Genomic DNA, 17,753 nt, shown 5'->3' with positions numbered 1-17,753 from the left:
GTGGACGTGGCACCGCCGGATCGGCTTGCGTGCTGATCAGCGCGATACCGGCAGTCGCTCGCCTGCCCTGCAACCGCTACGGATGGTCACCGTCGTCGACTCCCTGGTTCCCCCGGAGTCCGATTCTCTGCGTCCGGCACGTGCGGCCCCGTCCAACGCGATCTGGCAGCAGGACCGAGAGATCCTTGAATCAGCAGTGGACTCGAAGGCGGGTGGATCAGCCATGGACACACCGACGAGCATGCCTCGTGACTCCCTCACCTCCGCCGCGGCTCTTGCCGTGGCAGCTCCGGACGGGACGCTGACCAGCTGGAGCACCGGTGCGGAACAGTTGCTCGGGTACTCCGCCGGTGAGGCCGTCGGCCAGCTCGCGGCGGCGCTGCTTGCATCACCCCTCCCCATCAGCGTTCGTGAGCGTTTGGGTCGGCAGGAGGACTGGACCGGGCGGGTGGTACTCCGCCACCAGGACGGCAGCGCGGTCGAGTGCCGGTTGCGGGCGCGTCCGCTGCCCATGGGCGACGGGCGAGCCAGTTGGCTGATGGAGGCCGTCCCGGCGGACGAGGAAGCGGACCGCGCCACGGACCCTCTGCTCTGCTGGTCGTTCGACCAGTCGCCGTTCGCCCTGGCGATCTACGACTCCGAGGGCCGGTTCCTGCGGGTCAACAAGCCCATGAGCAAGCAGCTCGCTGCCTCGGAGCGGGATCTTCGCGGCCTCCGGATCACCGAGCACATACCCGATCCCGCCTTCCGGGCCCCCGAGCAGTCCGTCGATCGCGTATTGCAGACCGGTGAGCCCGAGCACATCGAGATGAACGTCAAGGTGCCAGGAGAGCCAGAAGCGCATGCCTGGATCGTCGACTTCACCCCGCTGAAGGACTCCCTCGGGCTGGTGCACGGCGTGCAGTTGGCCGCCCTCGACTTCTCCGAGCAGTACGCGGCCCGCGAACGCCTGGCGCTGCTCGATGAGGCCAGCAGACGTATCGGCAGCAGCCTGGACGTGACCCGCACCGCCCAGGAACTGGCCGACGTGGCCGTACCCGCCCTCGCGGATTTCGTCCTTGTCGATCTCCTCGACGCCGTGCTGCACGGCGACGAGCCTCCGCCGGTTCCCATCCACGGTCCCTTGCTGCTGCGGCGCGCGGCCGTCTGCCCCCACGAGAAGGCTGCCATCGCAGTCGGCGAGTTGTCCCACTACCCGGAGATTTCGCCGATTGCTCGCTGCCTGGCCACCGGTCGCGGCACCGTGCACCAGATCGACGACCCGGACATCACCCACTGGCTTGCCCAAGCCCCGGACCGGACCGCCTGGGTGAGTCGGTACGGCGCGCACTCGTTGATGGCGGTGCCGCTGCGCGGCCGCGGCACCAACCTCGGCGTCGTGCTCTTCATCCGTCTGGATCCGTCCGCCGCACCGTACAAGCAGGACGACCTGCAGATCGCCGAGGAACTTGTGGCGCGCGCCGCGGTCTGCCTCGACAACGCCCGCCGCTACACGCGCGAACACACCACGACTCTGGCCCTCCAGCACAGCCTTCTGCCGCAGGGGATTCCCGATCAGACCGCCGTCGACGTAGCCAGCCGCTATTTGCCCGCAGACTCGAAGGTCGGTGTCGGCGGTGACTGGTTCGACGTGATCCCGCTCTCCGGCGCCCGCGTTGCCCTCGTTGTCGGCGATGTGGTCGGTCACGGGATGCATGCCTCCGCCGCCATGGGGCGCCTTCGCACTGCCGTACGCGCCCTCGCCGACGTCGATCTGGCCCCGGACGAACTGCTTGCACATCTGGACGATCTGGTCGTCCGGCTCGGATCCGGGCCCGAGTCCGGAGCTGAGGCGCCCTTCGGGGAACTCGGAGCCACCTGCCTGTACGCGGTCTACGACCCCATCTCCCGCAAGTGCTCGCTCGCCAGCGCCGGCCACCTCTGGCCCGTTCTGGTGACCCCTGACGGCAAGGTGGACATCCTCGAACTGCCCACCGGCCCGCCGCTCGGCCTGGGCGGGCTGCCATTCGAATCCGTCGAACGCGAACTGCCCGAAGGCAGCCTCCTGTCCCTCTATACCGACGGCCTTGTCCTGGCGCGCCATCACGATGTCGACGCCGGTTTGCACGCTCTGCGCACGGCCCTCGCCGACGCGGATCCGTCCTTGGAGACCACCTGCGACCGCGTGCTCGATACTCTGCTCGCCGAGCGGCCCGCCGATGATGTCGCGCTGCTGATCGCCCGTACCCATGCCCTGGACAGCGGGCACGTCGCCGCCTGGGATCTTCCCGCCGAACCGGCCTTTGTGGCCGAAGCCCGCTCCCAGGCGACCGCCCAACTCCACACCTGGGGGCTGGACGACCTGGCCTACGTCACCGAACTCGTGGTCAGCGAGCTGGTGACCAACGCGATCCGCTACGCCGACGCGCCCATCCAGCTGCGACTGATCAAAGAAAGGACACTGATCTGCGAGGTCGCCGACGCCAGCAGCACCGCACCGCACCTGCGCCGTGCCCGCATCTTCGACGAGGGCGGACGAGGCCTCATGCTGGTCGCCCAGCTCACCGAGCGCTGGGGAATGCGGCATACCAGCACAGGCAAGACCATCTGGGCCGAGCAACCCCTTCCCGTGTAAGCACCCGGGACCAGTGAGCGGGCGCGCCGATCGGTCCGGAGACACAGGCAAGTGCAACTTCCTCGGCCACGAATCAGCGCAACTTGCACAGGTCGACATCCACGGCATCTCTTCCGGTACTGGCGCCCCGCCTGCAAGCCAGTGCCTCCGGGCCGGGCCGGACGGTGAGCAGACCGGCACCACGCTGTTCTGCGGGTGCGGGATCGGAATCGCGGTGTTGCCGAGTTCGGTGACCGGATTGCCTTTGACGTCACCGACCACGGAGCGCCGACGCCCGACAAGGTCATCGCCCACACGAACCTGTACTGGAAGTACCACACGGCTCCCGGCCGGACCGCGGGCACGGTCAACACCGCGGACGTCGACTTCGCTGCGAACTCCAGCACCTTAGACGAGGCACGACCGACGTCGAGCGAGCGCCCCGCAGATCCCTCTTCCGGCGAACTCGGGCCTACTCTCGGCCATACGAACCGGGAAAGATGTGCACCCACACATTCATCTGCTCGAAGTACAGGATTGCAGCTGACAAGCAACTGACACCGCGGCCCGCCAGAAGACCTGGCGGGCCGCGGCTGCTTCGTCGCCCGTAAGACCGACCGGCAAATGGGAGGTGGGAGAAGGAGCGGGGCTGGGTGCGTGCAGCTGCAACAGGTGACACCGAATTTGGCCGGCTGACGCACACCGACGACCGGGAGACGCAGGTCACATTCGACTATGTCACAGGGGGCCGGGCTACCCCGTCTCAGGGATGTAGCCACTGACGACCACAGAGGAGCACACCATGGACGCGCGACTGAACTACTTCGCCAGCCCGACCGCCGGCAAGGCCCTCAAGTACTTCATGTCGGCGGGCAAAGCGCTCAAGGACTCGCCGCTGCCGGCCGCGACGCAGGAGCTGGTGGCGCTTCGCGTAAGCCAGATCAACGGTTGCGCCGTCTGCATCGACATGCACACCAAAGAGGCCGCCGCTGCCGGCGAGACCTCGGTGCGGCTGAACTTGGTGGCGGCGTGGCGGGAGGCCACGGTCTTCACCGAGGCCGAGCGTGCTGCGCTGGAGCTCGCCGAGGAGGGGACCCGCGTCGCGGATGCGGCCGGTGGGGTCAGCGACGCGGTGTGGGCGTACGCCGCCAAGCACTACGACGAGGAGCAGCTCACCGCCCTGGTGGTTCTGGTCTCCTTTATGAACACGGTGAACCGGCTGAACATCATCGCCCAGCAGCCGGCCGGCAATTACGAGCCCGGGCAGTTCCACTGACCGGCATCAGCAACTGGCTCGGGGTCCGGCTGTGCGCTCCGGGCCCCGGGCTCGATGGCCTTACTCTGGCCTGCTGGTGGTTCCGGTGATCACCAGAAGATGCCTGTGCCGAGTACGGCTGGATGGAAGGGCTTCAAGGAGAGGGAAGTCGGCGTGAGCAAGGTCGAGGAGTTCGAGGAGCTGCGGCCGCTGCTGTTTTCGATTGCCTATCGGATTCTGGGCAGTGTGGGTGAGGCCGAGGATGCGGTACAGGAGACGTGGTTGCGCTTTGACGGCTCGGCGACCCGGCCCACGTCGACCAAGGCTTTTCTGTCAGCCGCGGTGACGCGGGTCTCGATCGATGTGCTGCGCTCCGCGCGAGTACGGCGGGAGGAGTACACGGGCCCGTGGTTTCCCGAGCCGCTGCTCGCCGACCCTTATGAGGATCCCGCGCGGTCGGTGGAGCTGGCCGACTCGGTATCGATGGCGGCGCTGCTGCTGCTGGAGCGGCTCAGCCCGCTGGAGCGGGCGGTGTTCGTGCTGCGGGACGTGTTCGGCTTCGGATTCGACGAGGTCGCCGCGGCGGTGGGGCGGTCGGAGACGGCGTGTCGGCAGCTGGTGGTGCGGGCACGGCGGCATATGGAGGCCGGTCGGCCGCGCTTCGAAGCGGTCCGCGTCGAGCGGGAGGAACTGGCGTCGCGGTTCTTCGACGCCCTCCGCGAAGGCGACGTCGCCGGCCTGCAGGAACTGCTCGCCGCCGACGTATCGATGGTCGGCGACGGCGGCGGCAAGGCCCCGCAGCTGGCCAGGGCCGTCATCGGCGCCGAGAACGTGGCCCGGCTGCTTGCCTCCGTCTTCCCCCGGATGGCCCGGATCGACGTGACGTTCGAGCCGCACGAGATCAACTGCCAGCCGGGCGCGATCTTCCGCGACCGGAACGACAAGGTGCTCCACACTCTGACCCTCGACGTACTCGACGGCCAGATCCAGACGATCCGCTCGGTGATCAACCCCGACAAGCTCGGGCACGTGGGCCCAGTAGCAGACGCCTGGGCAATCCACCGCGAAGTAAGACAGGTACGCCGGCCCACGGAATAACCGCAACAGCCGACCGCACCTCGGGCCGGCCGCCACTTGTCCGCCTGTCCGTTCGTCGCCCCCGCCGCGCCCCCGTTGAGGGGAGGAACTGTCAGGACCTGTGGATCCGCGTTCCACTCAACCTGCGTCCTTACGCATGCGGGCTGGATGGAGGACAGGCGCCGCGACGATCGTGCGACGAGAGCTGTACAGCCTCGACTTCGCGCTGACCGGGCATCATGTGATCGTCTCGGACCCCTGTGGTGTTCAGCGCCGCACATCTGCCGACCGGGGTCCCCTTCGTCTGGGACGACTCGCACCTGGCGCGGTTGCTCGTCCCTGCAGAGTCGCGCGTCGCCGAGGACGACGGATACGTGATGGCGTACCCGTGGGTTCCGCGTCCGCAGCGGAGTGCCTCCTGGACGCCTTCACATCGATGAGGACCTCACGACCGATGGGGTCGGCGATGTCGACTTCCTGGACCTTGAAACCCTGACCGACGCCGCTGACGACGGATGCTTTCGTGATCTTTACGCTTCTTCCTTCGGATGCTGCGCGTCCGTCGGCTGTTTCAGCCATGCCGGCAGGACACTCAAGAGGATCCGGGCAAGGGCATCCGGATCACGGGGTGGGGCGGATTCCAGCCACGTCTGGAGTACGCCGATGATGCCGAGTCCGACGAATCGGCTATGGGCCACCAAGGCCAGCTCGTCCCCCGCCAAGTCGGGCGGCACGAGCGAAGGCCGGGTATCCAGCAACAAGACGATCGCGGTCGTGAAATGGTGGCCGACCAGGCGGGTCAGGATCGGGCTGCGCCCGTCGAGCAGCCCGGTCGTGAAGATGTCCTCATACCGCTCGAGATAGCCGAGGAAATCACGCGTCACCCCGCCCCAGACCTGTTCGAGCGGCATGCTCAGGTTCGCGGCCTTCTCCGAGAGGACGGCACGCATGCCGTCGAGCTCGCCGAACAGCGCCTGCTCCAGGGCGTCCGGCGGACTGGATGCGTGGTTGTAGAACGTCGTGCGGTTGAGCCCAGCCGCCCTGGTCAGCTCCGCCACGGACACCGACTCGATGGGTTGTCCGGCGGCCAGGTGCAGAACAGCCTCGTGCAGCTTGCGCCTGCTCCGCACGGCTCGGAGGTCGGACGTATCCATCCTTCGCTCATCCACACCCGAAGCGTACTCTTGCCTCCAGAATTAATCAACACCTGTCGTTTAGAGTCTCTGCCGGATGACCTTCGATGTCGTGGGGTCACGTCGGGACCGATGATCCGCGGTCGCGGGATGTTGACGGCGGCATCCTGGGCGCAAACGGCATCAGGACCGACGGACGTTCCAGCGCGACCCGCCTGCGCCGCTCACAGGCATTGCGCGGAAGCACCCGCCGCAGGAATCCACTTACCGAGGCTCGGTCCCGGCGCAGGACGCGGTGGCCGCCCTGCGCTGAGCAGCGGCGCCTTCTCCTTGTAACGACGTTCGCCCCGCAACGGCGTACGTCCCCGGAACAACGGTGCTCCGGGGACGTACGCGCCTATGCCGTGCCGGCGCTCGTCAGCGGTGGTTCGGCGCGGGGTAGGCCTTGGGCAGACGCATGCCGCGTTCGGCCATGATCTCCCGCACGTGGTTGGGGTAGTTGGTAATGATGCCGTCGACGCCCATGTCCATCAGCGCCTCGACCGTGGCGTTGTCGTCACAGGTCCACGGGATGACCTTCAGGCCACGGGCGTGGGCCTCGGAGATCATCTTCTCGTCGGGGTAGAAGTGGAAGTTCGGGTCCGCCACGGTGCCGTTCTGCGGGAAGCCGTAATTGGGGGAGAGCGCCGTGACACCTGGGACAGCGGAGGCAGCCTTGACGAAGTCGCCGTCGTAGTCGTCGACGTCGATGCCGCCCAGCCACGGGGAGGCGCCGGGCTTGCCGACCTGAAGGAAGTCGTAGTTGGTCAGCGCCACCAGCGGGTAGGACGGCGCGAGCTTGTGCATCTCCTTCAGCGCGCCCCAGTCGAAGGACTGGATGGTGACCTGCCGCTCGATCCCCGAGCGGTGGATCTCCTCGTAGACGCGGCGGACGAACAGCTCGCGCGGTGCGGTCTGCTCCGGCGCGCCCGCCTCGACCTTGGTCTCGATGTTGAGCTTGACCTGCTTGGCGTCGTGACTCTTGACCAGGTTCAGGACGTCCTTGAGCTCCACCATCCGGAAGCCCTTGACCTGCTCCTGCTCGGGGAAGCCGGGCAGTTGCTGGTAACCGCAGTCCATTGTCTTGATCTGAGCCAGCGTCAGGTCCTTGATGTACTTCCCGACGTACGGGTACATCGGGTCGCCCGGCGTCACCGGCCCGGTGTCCTTGCACTTCTGGGCGCTGATCTGCCGGTCGTGGTTGACGACGACCTTCTGATCCTTGGTGACGTGGGTGTCCAGCTCCAGGGTGGTCACTCCGAGACGAAGGGCCTTGCCGAAGCCCTCCAGGGACTCCTCGGTGGTCATGCCGATGCCACCGCGGTGGGCCTGGAGGTCGAAGTGGGTCTGCTGGGGCGGGACGTGGTTGTTGTGAGCCGTGGCCGCCTGGGCCGTCGCGGGGACCACGAGCGCGGGCACGACGGCCAGCGCGGCAACTGCATGCCGGAGGGACATGGGAACCTCATGTACGTCGGACGAACTGGGCCCTGCGACGCTAAGCCGCAGTTGCAGCCCGTACGAAGCCCGGACGTGAGGACATCGTGAACGCCCGGGAACTGTTGTTCACCGGGACACCGGAGCAAATCGCCCAGCCACACGGGAAATTGCCCACGCTCGCCGAAGCCGCTGCCCGAGCGGCGGCTGACCCGCAACATGGGGGCAGGACGCGCGACCTGGCTTCCCCGGACATCCTGGCCCGCGCGGGCGCGTTCCCTGAGCCGGACACCACGACCGACGGGCGCACCGCGTACCCGACGAGCAAACCGGCCGCCATCCGCCTCGTGCATGAGTACGCGCGCCGCCTCCCGGCCGGGATCAACGCAGTCGCATACAACCCGGGGCACGTCCCGGCACCCGCAACACAGCCACTCTCCCGGTTCACGGCGCGCCGGATCCTGTCATGGGTCAGCGTGGCCCCAGGGTGAACACCGCGACTACGAGCAGGAGCAACAAGGTCCAGCCGAGGACCCCGATTTTCCCACGCTGCGGGTTGCGCCCCTGGCGCCATGCGTTGACCTCGTGCCGAGCGTCTCCCATGGTCGACCATCGTACGACCTGACGTCCACGGCGGGGTCGGCTCGTGTCCGCCGCCCATGGGCAGGGTCCTCGTGGCGCCTTGCCGACCAGGAGCCCTCTCGGCTGTCGGGCAGTCAGTGGCGCGGCATCGCCACCCGCTACGCATACGCCCGACCACCACCGAACGGCCACCACCAAGGGAAAGAAGTGCAAAGCATCCCGAGTGGCCCCATAAGCGCAGATGGGCGATTTCGACTACCCTCAAAAAGTGTGCAGAGAGCCGCCTGAGCATGAACTCTGGACAGCGAGGCCAGGACATGACCAAACCGCCGAAGCCATCGCAGCCCCCACACGGCGAGGGGGCGAGCAGGCACAAGGGGGGCGGCAGAGCGCGATCTGCGTGCCCGCGAGCAAGGGCACGACGACCTCGACCTGAAGCCGCAGGCGTCGACTGCCCGTCAGCAGCACACGCAGGGCCGTAGCAGCGTGCAGGAGCACTCCGTGAACCGTCCGAAGAGGCGGCCGGTGAGGCGCGCCAGCTGATGTGTCGATGCCCCGATAGTTGAGGAAGCCACCAGCCGCTCGTGAACTGCAGGCCCGGCCCGCCCGGGCGCTGCCCGATCCGGCCGTTGAGGGCCTGTCGAAGCCCTGTCCGTCGGCTGACCGTCCGGCAGCATCACCGCACACAGAGAAGGTGTTCCACCATGGAACGAGGAAGCAATCAGGTCAGCCCGCACCAGGACGATGCGAGGAAGCATGAACTGCAGGGCTATCTGAGGTCCGGCCACCCCACCCATGCCGAGGAGACCTACGATCCCGAGCCGGCAGCCGACGACGACGTGCGAGTGGACCCGGGTGGCCCCGTCCCCCCACCAGGCAAGGAAAGGGACCGGATACGCGCCGAGAAGGCGGCCGAAACTCTGAGGTCCGATCTGGCGCGCCACCTGAATCGCACGGCCTTCCCGGGCGACCGTTCGTCACTCGTGCAGACTTTGTCGAAGGAGCACGCTCCGGACACTCTGGTCGATGCGGTGCGTGAACTGCCCGGGGGCGAGCACTACAAGAACGCGGGGCAGATCGTGCGGGCGCTGGGCCACCGGCCCCACGCCTGACGGCGGCCATAGGCGGATAGCCGACGTACGCTGTCCCGGCCCACTCAGTCCCAACGCCTCGCCCGAGCACCTCCCCCGCTGGACAGTCGCCGGCATGGTGCTAGGAGCCCACATTCGACGGGAACCGGACAATCATGGTGCGGGCGGAGGACACGGTGGTTGTGTACGCCCGGCCTCGTACATGGCGCCCTGCTCCAGCGTCCCGACTCGGGTGCGGGCGACGCACGGAGGCGTCCGCGCATCGCGAGACGGGCGGTCGGGTCGGAAGGGTCTCGGTGCGCTCCTGGGCGGTGTGTCTTCGAGCAGCGTGAGCCACCCCGCGCGCCGGGCCCGGGCAAGAATGGCGCACGGGCGCCAGCGGCAGAACCGATACTTCTCCTGCGCCTGCCGAGTGGTCGAGGTCAGTGCCCCGTCCGCTTCCTGTACTGGTCGGCCGTCTTGTGGGCGATCTCCTGCGCCTTCCCGCGCAGCTGCTCGCCCAGACCATGCTTCTGCGTGGATTTATCGCCGATTGCCTTGCCAAGGGTCTCCTTCATCTTGCCCTTGACCTGTTTCGCCTTCGCCGTGCCCTTGGTCATCAGAATCCCTGTCCTTCCGAGCGTTCGGCAGGGCTGTGGTAAGCGGGGTTGTCATCCCACCCTGCCTCTGCCACCGAAGTGCTGCAAACCAGCACGCGCATGCCGGGACCACGTCTGGCCAGAGGACATCTCGGCCCGTCGAGGTCACGCGCGCAGGTGATCTCGGAAGCGGCCACGCCTGACGCACACCGTCCCGGCGCTACGGTGACAGCGGCCGACAACCGAGCCGTCGCTTACCTGACATGTACGGCGATGGCCCGTGCGCACTCCATCGACTCGGCATGCCCGGTGTCCACCTCCAGGTCGTAGACCATGCCCCGGTGGACCACATCGGCCTGGGACACGGCCATCCCGGTGACCCGATCTCCTCGTGCGATCTCACGGCCTGCGGCAATCACGCCATCGCACCGGACGCCGACCCACAGCACCCGCAGTTCGCCCAGAGCCTTCTGCCATCGCTGCTGTGATTCCGCGCCACCGAGGAAGACCTCGTCGATGATGATCCGGGCGCCCGCACGGGCCATCGCGGCGATTCCCTCAATCCAGGCTGCTTCAAGAGTCCGGAACTCCGGCCCGACGATCACCTCACCGTCCGGAGCGAACTCGATGCCGGTATCCGATGCCTGCATGGACGCGGGCATCGCGTCCACCAGCGTGTCGACCCCGAAGGCCAGCCACGGACCCGGCAGGACCGCCTGCAGACACCGCACGATCCCGGACTTCCCTGAGCTCGAGCCACCATTGAGAAAGATCACCTGAGTCGTCACCGCGCCACAGTAGCGTCACCGCAACAACGCTCGAAACGGATTTCAGCGAGCACCACACCGCAGGCCGCAACCCGGTGAACTTCCCGGTCGCGGCACCGAGGAGACGAAATCGCAAAGACGCCCCGGGATCACGGTGACCCCGGTCTCGGGGCTTCCTGCTGGGTCTTGTGGCCGGCACAAGGCGGCATCACTCCGACGCAAGGTCGTTGAGTGGTTCCGGTCGCTGGGGCGGCTGACGGACCATGTAAGGGGACGGAGTTCCGTCGGCGGCCGTGCGTCGTGTTCCGTCTGCGGGTGATCGCAATGAAGGGTTCGATCCGGATCGGGAGTGTGCGGGGGCTGGAGCTGCGTGCGCATTGGAGCGTGCCGCTGATCATGCTGCTCTTCGCGTACGGTCTGGGCAGCCGCACACTGCCTGCGTACGTGCCGGGCCTGGCATCGGTGGTGTACGCGGTGGCTGGAGTCATCGGTGCGCTGCTGTTGCTGGTGAGTCTGGTGGTACATGAGCTGGCGCACGCGCTCACGGCCCGCAGGTCCGCGATCCCTGTGCGGGACATTACGTTGTGGGCGCTGGGTGGAATAACCCGGATGGAGCGGCCTGCGACGGCGCGGGCGGCGCTCGCGGTCGCCGTGAGCGGGCCGCTCGCCAGCCTGGTGCTCGGCGGGGCCGCACTGGGGGTCGCGGTCGGGGCCGGTGCAGGGGGCTGGCGGATACCAGCTGTTGTGCTGGCGTGGCTGGGCGGCACGAACCTGCTGCTGGGCGTCTTCAATCTGCTTCCCGCCGCGCCCTTGGACGGTGGCCGGGTTCTGCAGGCCGCGCTGTGGTGGCGTACGGGTGATGAGGACCGGGCCCGGCGGGCGGCCGGGCGCAGCGGGCAGATCCTCGGTATGGGTCTCGCTGTGCTCGGGTGGCTGGCTTTTGTGAGGGGGGTGCCGGGTGGGTTGTGGCTGCTGGTCATCGGCTGGTTCGTGGCGCTCACCGCCGCGGCCGAACGACGGTGGGCCGAGCTCCGTACGGTCCTGCGCGGTGTACGAGTGAGGGAGGCGATGACCAGTCCGGCCGCAACCGGTCCGGACTGGCTGACGGTGAACCGTTTCCTGTCCGACGTTGCCGCACAGGCAGGTCATTCGGTCCTGCCATTGGTGGACTTCGAGGGCCGTCCCAGCGGCGTCGTACGGCTGCGCCGACTCGGTGCCGTGCCGTCCGAGCAGCGGGAGACGCTGCGTATACGGGAGGTGGCGACCCCGCTGTCGCAGTGCACGCTCGCCACACCTGACGAGCTCCTCACCGGGGTCCTGGACCGTCTCGGCTCAGGCGGCGGGCTGCCCATCCTGGTCACGGACGGCGGCCGACTCGACGGGATCGTCACCGCCCACGACATCGACCGAGTCGCCCAGCTGCATGCAGCGGGCCCGGATGACGCCACTTCGACTCCCGACGGATGACTTCCGGCACGGCCTGTTCGAGCGGTGGGCGGGTACGCGACCGCCCCGGGACACCGAAGCCCCGGAGCGGACGGCCCTGCCGATGCTCCTCCGTCAGGCCTTGACAGCGGGCTCGGTGGTAACGGCGTTCCCCGTCTCACCGTCCTGCGCAGCGGCGGACCGGGCAACGCCCGGGATGACCGCTGCCACAGCGGCTGCCAAGAGCGCGACGCCGCCGCCGATCAGCAGGCCGACGCGGAAGCCGTCCTCGGAGGCGAACGTGAAGCCACCCATGGTGACCGTCATCTGCGAGAGGACGGCACCGATCACCGCGGCGCCGATCGAGGTGCCGAGCGAGCGCATCAGCGCGTTGAAGCCGTTCGCGGCGGCCGTCTCGGACATCGGGACCGCGCTCATGATCAGGGCGGGCATCGCGCCGTAGGCGAGACCGACGCCACCACTGATCACGACGGTGACGATCAGCAGACCCCAGGTCGAGCCCATCAGCGCCATGGACAGGCCGTAGCCGGCCGCAATCACGAGGGCCCCGGAGACGAGGGTGAACTTCGGGCCACGCGCGTTGGTCAGCTTCCCGCCGAACGGGGAGACGACCATCATGACGAGGCCGGCGGGCGCCATCCACAGGCCCATCGCCAGCATCGACTGGCCGAGGCCGTAGCCGGTGGCCTTGGGGAACTGCAGCAGCTGCGGCACGATCAGCATCTGCGCGTACATGCCGACGCCGATCAGGATCGAGGCGGCGTTGGTGAGCAGCACCCGGGGGCGGGCGGTGGTGCGCAGGTCGATCAGCGGGTCGCGGGTGCGCATCTCCCAGAAACCCCAGACCAGCAGGACCACGACCGCGGCGGCGAAAAGGCCGAGCGTGCTGCCCGAGCCCCAGCCCCAGTCCGCACCCTTGGAGATCGCGAGCAGCAGACAGACCAGGCCCACGCCGAGACCGAGCGCCCCTGCCAGGTCGAAGCGCTCCCCCTTCGCTGCGGCCGGTACGTTGGGAATGAAGGACCAGATCATCACGGCGATCAGTGCGGCGAGGACAGCCGACCCCCAGAACAGTGCCCGCCAGCTCGTGTACTCCGCGACTGCGGCTGCGATCGGCAGGCCGAGGCCGCCGCCGATGCCCATGGAGGCGCTCACCAGTGCAATGGAAGAGCTGAGCTTTTCGGCCGGCAACAGGTCACGCAGCAGGCTGATGCCGAGCGGCACCACGCCCATGCCCATGCCCTGCAGACCGCGCCCGACGATCATCATGCCGGCGGACGAGGTCAGGGCGCACACCACCGAGCCGACGATCAGCGGCACACAGGAGGCGAGCAGCATCTTGCGCTTGCCCAGCAGGTCGCCGAGGCGGCCGGCGACGGGGACGCAGACCGCTGCCGACAGGAGCGTGACGGTGATCACCCACGTGGCATTGGAGGACGTGGTGTGCAGGATCTGCGGCAGATCCGCGATCAGCGGAGTCACCAGAGTCTGCATGATCGCGGCGACAGTGCCGGCAAGCGCGAGCGTGCCGACGACGCCGCCCGATCGGGGGGTTGGCTGGGGGCCGTCCATGAAGGGCTCCTCTACGTGTTCGGGGTTCGAGACCGGAAGAGAGTATGCATCATACACATCTCATGTATCGACCATGTTGCATGCATCATGCATGGGGCAGGATCATTGCGACATCGCATGCGTCGTCCGGCATGCACGGGACCGTCGAGGAGATCCGATGACCAGGGCCACACGCCAGGTGGAGTACGAGCAGATGCTGCAGAGCCGCTACCTTCACCTTCACAAGTCGAAGGGGCGGCGTAAGGGCAGCACCCTGGAGCGCAGCGCGTACATCCTGCTCAGCCGCATCCGAGTGCAGGGCCCGATGTCCATCGGCCAGCTCGGTGACGCCTTCGGCCTCGACGCATCCACCCTGAACCGGCAGACCGCGGCCGCCATGCGCGCCGGACTCGTCGAGCGCATCCCGGACCCCGATGGCGGCATGGCGCGCAAGTTCCGTATCACCGCGGAAGGCGAGCAGCGTCTCGACGAGGAGCGCGAGGGCACCATCCATACCCTGGAACAGATCATGGCCGACTGGTCCGACGAGGACATCGCCGCCTTCGCCGACTACCTCAAGCGTTTCAACACCGACATCGAGCGCCTGGACGGCAGGCCCTGGCCGCGGCCGTGACACGGCAGCACAGGTACCGAACGGCCTCCCGCTACAGGGAGTGTGGTAACCATGAAGCCTGCATACCGGTCGTTCAACTGTGTGCGGCCGCACCCTCCGGCTTTCGCAACGCCGACCCGGTGCACACCGCCGATCGAAGACCGGAAACCCTGGCCCGATTCCGGCGGGCCAGGGTTTCCATGATGTGCGAGCGTTGCTGTTACCACCTGTCGCGGTAGTGGTCCTCGATCACTCGGAAGCTCCCGACGACACCGTTCTTGACAAACACGCCGCCGTGGACGAAGCGCGGGGTGACACCGTTGCTGGTGCTCCACGGGCCGACAGTGGCAACGGGAGAGCCGTTGTCGCAGGTCGCGCCGCGGAAGACCTCAACGGTCCGGCGGCTGTCGTTGCGGACGTTGAGAGTCCTGGAACCCAGACCGCTCACCACGGTGATGCAGCCGTCGGAGTGAGCGGAGTAGGACCGCTCGTTGAAGAAGATCCTTCCTCTGTCGTAGTCGCCGCCATAGCCGCCGCCGTAGCCGCCGCCGTAGCCGCCACCACCCTTGCCGCCGTAGCCGCCTCCGTTGTCGCCACCTCGGCCGCCGCCACCCTTGCCGCCGTAGCCGCCACCGTTGCCGCCGTAGCCGCCACCGTTGCCGCCGTAGCCGCCTCCGTTGTCGCCACCTCGGCCGCCGCCACCGTTACCGCCGTAGCCGCCACCGTTGCCGCCGTTGCCGCCGTTGCCGCCGTAGCCGCCACCGTTGCCGCCGTTGCCGCCGTTGCCGCCGTAGCCGCCTCCGTTGTCGCCACCTCGGCCGCCGCCACCGTTGCCGCCGTAGCCGCCACCGTTGCCGCCGTTGCCGCCGTTGCCATTACCCTTCCCGCCGCCCTCTTCCAGCGGAGCCGCGGCGGGAGCGGCGGCCTGTTGCTGGACAACGGGCGCGGCTGCGGGGCTATCCGCAGCCGTGGCGTAGTTGATACCGGTTGCCGCCAGGGCCGCGGCGCCTACAACGGCGGCGGTCACGACGACAGTTCGCGTGGTCATATCGCTTCTCCTGTCCCAGACACATCGGCTCGAGCCGATACGTGACAAACGTACTGAACAATGTTTTTATCTGTCATATCGGACACCTCTAAAGCGTGACACCTGACAGCCGATCGAGTGAATTTGCGCTATTTACGCATATAAGCTTCGCCTATTTGAAAAATAGTCATGTTGACCTCCACCTGAATGACCGTCACTTTCCTTTTTTCGCAGCACTCTGAATGGCGGTCAGTACCCGATCGGTCGCGTAGAGGGCGAGGGCATAGACCAGGGTCGGCCCCCGGAGGCAAAGGGGCGCCCTGAGCATCGGTCACGGCGCGGCTCAGGCACATCATCGCCGAGCGGGACGGGACCCCTCAGCCCTGTGGCGCAAGCGGGTGGCGCGTCACGCCCACGGCTGTACCGACTGACACCGACCGAGCGTCATTCCGGCAGAGGGTCGGCCGGCAGGGCTGGCGGTGATTGCACTCACATTGGTCGCCACGGGCCGTCCGTCGCAGATGGTCAGCTGGGCCACCGAAGTGGACCACACCGCTCCGGGCCCAGGTCAGGGGCATGCGAAATTGGCGCTTCAGTCGGCAATTCCCGCCAAGCGCGCCCTGGCGTTCGCCCTCCCGGCATTTCTTGTCGCAGTAGGCCCGTGAGGCCGGCTGCGACAGCGAGGCGGAGGCGGCGAGTAGGCCTTCGCCAGCACGTTCGGCCGCGCGCGACCTGGGGCCGCAGCAGGGTAACCGGTCCTCGCCGTCCTGCCTTCCTCGACGAGGGCGCCATTCAAAAATAGCGTCGTCCGCCCGTAGGGCGTGCCAGACGCCGCCTGGTAGGCGGGACTTTCGAAACACGCCCTAGCTGCCTGGGGAGCCGCACGTTCGAGCAGGGCCGCCACGGCCGGACGGTCAAGACGGGGGCCCAGGACCCGCTCAGGGAGGGGGCCCGGGCGAGAAGCCCGGGCATCCGGTTCTAGACGCGTGCCACCTCACCGGCCACGTCGTCGCAGCAGCTTTGCCCTGCCAGCCGCCGCGACCCCACAGGCAGTGGCACTGACGAGTCAGAGCTTCCCCTGCGAAGGCTCACTCGGAAGCCGAGTGAGGAGTGACTCGACTCCGTCCAGCAACCGCGCATGCGGGTCACGGGAGCCGCAGTCTTCGGTGCGGCCTCGATGGCCGCCGCGTACGCACACTCCGCCGACCTGCTGCACGAAGCAGGCGTCGCGGGGATCGCCCGGCCCGCCTGTCCTCGCTGCCACCGGGTCGTCCACATCGACAAGCCGCTCAACGGGCAGCGAGTCTGCCGCAACTGCAAAGCCAAGTCCCGCATCGAAGAATCCGCACGCTGTGGTGCCCGGCGCGAACCGGCCACCCGTGACGCCCAAGACGGGCCGTTGCGTGCGAACTGCCTGGTCAGGGATCCCGCGAACCGGGAGACCCGCACCGTCTGCGGCGGATCACGCATGGTCAGCTCCCGCACCGCAGCGGGGCCGGTCTGTCCGAACTGCCGTCCCCTGCCCATACTGCTCTGCTCGATCTGCGGCCGCACCGCACGCTGCACGCTCTCGAAGCTCACCGGCCTGGCCCGCTGCGGCGGCTGCGACCGACGCCAAGCTCACTCCATCGTTTGCGGTCCCTGCACCAAACCGGACGCCGAGCTCTGGCGCCCCCTGTCCCACCTGCGGGCAAGCCGCTGCGGGAGACTGGGCCGCCTGCGCCGCCGAGGCCAGCCGCCGCACTTCACCACAACCTCCGATCTACGCACCGGGAGCACCGACATGAGATTCGACGATCACCGTGTGGTCATTACCGCCGCCGGCCGCGATTTCGGACGCACTCTGGCCATCCGTCTCGCGGACCTCGGCGCCGAGGTCTTCCTCTCCGCGCGCACTCTCGCCGCCGCTGAACGTGTCCGCGACGAGATTCGCGGCCGAGGGCACCAGCAGGTCCACGCCTTCGCCTGCGACCTGACCGACCCGGCCTCGATCCGCGACTTCGCTGCCGACGTCGCCCGTCACACCGACCGCATTGACGTGCTGATCAACAACGGCTCCCGCTACCTCGAAGGACCTGACCTCCAATCCGCATCCGACGCCGACGTCGTCGACACCATCGCATCCGGCGCCACCGGCACCGTCCTGACCGTGAAGAACTTCCTCCCTCTGCTACTCAACTCGGACAAGCCAGACGTGGTGACCATGGTCTCTGCCTGCGGAACGGCCGGTCATCACCGCTCGGACGCGCACGACGCCTTCTACGCGGCCAAGAGCGCCCAGGCAGGGTTCACCGAGATCCTCTCCAAGCGCCTGCGGCCCCGGGGAGTCCGGGTGATCTCTCTCTACCCGCCCGACTTCGAAAACCCTGACCCGCTCTCCGGGCAATGGGAGACCACACCGCGCGAGGCCAAGGACGCTCTCACCGCACAGTCACTCGTGGAGTGCATCCTCTTCGCCGTCGCCCAGCCCCGCGACTGCTTCATCAAGGCGTTCCACTTCGAACAGGTCTGACCGATTCCTGACACGTCCACGCACGGCGACTCACACCGCGGTCCGGGGCCCATGG

At 67.9% G+C, this 17,753-nt stretch carries 14 protein-coding genes; 7 read left to right on the top strand and 7 right to left on the bottom strand.

Going from position 1 to position 17,753, the window contains the following annotated elements; all coding sequences use genetic code 11:
- The first annotated feature begins 241 nt into the window (after positions 1–241).
- From ACNPQM_RS09990 to ACNPQM_RS09980, 3 genes are all read left to right on the top strand, one after another.
- Positions 242–2,614, top strand: a complete 2,373-nt coding sequence (locus ACNPQM_RS09990; protein WP_418083726.1) for a SpoIIE family protein phosphatase — start codon at positions 242–244, stop codon at positions 2,612–2,614.
- 781 nt (positions 2,615–3,395) lie between these two features.
- Positions 3,396–3,869 carry a carboxymuconolactone decarboxylase family protein gene (locus ACNPQM_RS09985; protein ID WP_358861455.1) on the top strand — a complete coding sequence of 158 codons (474 nt, stop codon included), beginning with the start codon at positions 3,396–3,398 and terminating at the stop codon, positions 3,867–3,869.
- Positions 3,870–4,022: 153 nt separating this feature from the next.
- Entirely contained in the window at positions 4,023–4,946 is a 924-nt protein-coding gene (locus ACNPQM_RS09980; RefSeq protein WP_418083725.1) for an RNA polymerase sigma-70 factor, read from the top strand.
- A gap of 509 nt (positions 4,947–5,455) precedes the next feature.
- On the opposite strand, the gene ACNPQM_RS09975 is transcribed toward ACNPQM_RS09980, so the two are convergent.
- The 3 genes from ACNPQM_RS09975 to ACNPQM_RS09965 form a co-directional block, all read right to left on the bottom strand.
- On the bottom strand, positions 5,456–5,983 hold the full coding sequence (locus ACNPQM_RS09975) for a hypothetical protein (protein WP_418083724.1): 528 nt from the start codon (positions 5,981–5,983) through the stop codon (positions 5,456–5,458).
- 492 nt (positions 5,984–6,475) lie between these two features.
- A complete protein-coding gene (locus ACNPQM_RS09970; RefSeq protein WP_418083723.1) occupies positions 6,476–7,552 on the bottom strand; it encodes a glycerophosphodiester phosphodiesterase family protein in 1,077 nt (358 codons plus the stop codon).
- Positions 7,553–8,002: 450 nt separating this feature from the next.
- On the bottom strand, positions 8,003–8,134 hold the full coding sequence (locus ACNPQM_RS09965; protein ID WP_358861459.1) for a hypothetical protein: 132 nt from the start codon (positions 8,132–8,134) through the stop codon (positions 8,003–8,005).
- Between the two features lie 683 nt (positions 8,135–8,817).
- Between ACNPQM_RS09965 and ACNPQM_RS09960 the strand changes: the two genes are divergently transcribed.
- Positions 8,818–9,225: a DUF2795 domain-containing protein gene (locus ACNPQM_RS09960; protein WP_358861460.1), complete on the top strand. Its 408-nt coding sequence runs from the start codon at positions 8,818–8,820 to the stop codon at positions 9,223–9,225.
- Between the two features lie 401 nt (positions 9,226–9,626).
- Here ACNPQM_RS09960 and ACNPQM_RS09955 read toward each other — a convergent pair whose 3' ends face one another.
- The gene (locus ACNPQM_RS09955) at positions 9,627–9,803 is read right to left on the bottom strand and encodes a CsbD family protein (RefSeq protein WP_418083722.1); all 177 of its coding nucleotides are present in this window, start codon (positions 9,801–9,803) and stop codon (positions 9,627–9,629) included.
- 233 nt (positions 9,804–10,036) lie between these two features.
- Positions 10,037–10,570, bottom strand: coding sequence for a chloramphenicol phosphotransferase CPT (cpt, locus tag ACNPQM_RS09950; protein ID WP_358861462.1), 534 nt, complete (start codon positions 10,568–10,570; stop codon positions 10,037–10,039).
- 303 nt (positions 10,571–10,873) lie between these two features.
- On the opposite strand from cpt, the gene ACNPQM_RS09945 reads away from it, so the two are divergent.
- Positions 10,874–12,016 (top strand): site-2 protease family protein, encoded by a 1,143-nt coding sequence (locus tag ACNPQM_RS09945; protein WP_418083750.1) that lies wholly within the window; start codon positions 10,874–10,876, stop codon positions 12,014–12,016.
- Positions 12,017–12,109: 93 nt separating this feature from the next.
- Here the strand turns inward: ACNPQM_RS09945 and ACNPQM_RS09940 are convergent, their stop codons facing one another.
- Positions 12,110–13,567 (bottom strand): MFS transporter, encoded by a 1,458-nt coding sequence (locus tag ACNPQM_RS09940; RefSeq protein ID WP_418083721.1) that lies wholly within the window; start codon positions 13,565–13,567, stop codon positions 12,110–12,112.
- Positions 13,568–13,724: 157 nt separating this feature from the next.
- On the opposite strand from ACNPQM_RS09940, the gene ACNPQM_RS09935 reads away from it, so the two are divergent.
- Positions 13,725–14,180 carry a MarR family winged helix-turn-helix transcriptional regulator gene (locus ACNPQM_RS09935; RefSeq protein WP_358861464.1) on the top strand — a complete coding sequence of 152 codons (456 nt, stop codon included), beginning with the start codon at positions 13,725–13,727 and terminating at the stop codon, positions 14,178–14,180.
- A gap of 199 nt (positions 14,181–14,379) precedes the next feature.
- Here ACNPQM_RS09935 and ACNPQM_RS09930 read toward each other — a convergent pair whose 3' ends face one another.
- The gene (locus tag ACNPQM_RS09930) at positions 14,380–15,207 is read right to left on the bottom strand and encodes a hypothetical protein (protein ID WP_418083720.1); all 828 of its coding nucleotides are present in this window, start codon (positions 15,205–15,207) and stop codon (positions 14,380–14,382) included.
- A 1,762-nt stretch (positions 15,208–16,969) separates the two neighbouring features.
- On the opposite strand from ACNPQM_RS09930, the gene ACNPQM_RS09925 reads away from it, so the two are divergent.
- Positions 16,970–17,698 carry an SDR family oxidoreductase gene (locus ACNPQM_RS09925; protein ID WP_418083749.1) on the top strand — a complete coding sequence of 243 codons (729 nt, stop codon included), beginning with the start codon at positions 16,970–16,972 and terminating at the stop codon, positions 17,696–17,698.
- Positions 17,699–17,753 lie beyond the last annotated feature (55 nt).

The organism is Streptomyces sp. NPDC056231, from assembly GCF_048270745.1.
GTDB lineage: Bacteria > Actinomycetota > Actinomycetes > Streptomycetales > Streptomycetaceae > Streptomyces.
This window is presented reverse-complemented; position numbering and strand designations above follow the sequence as displayed.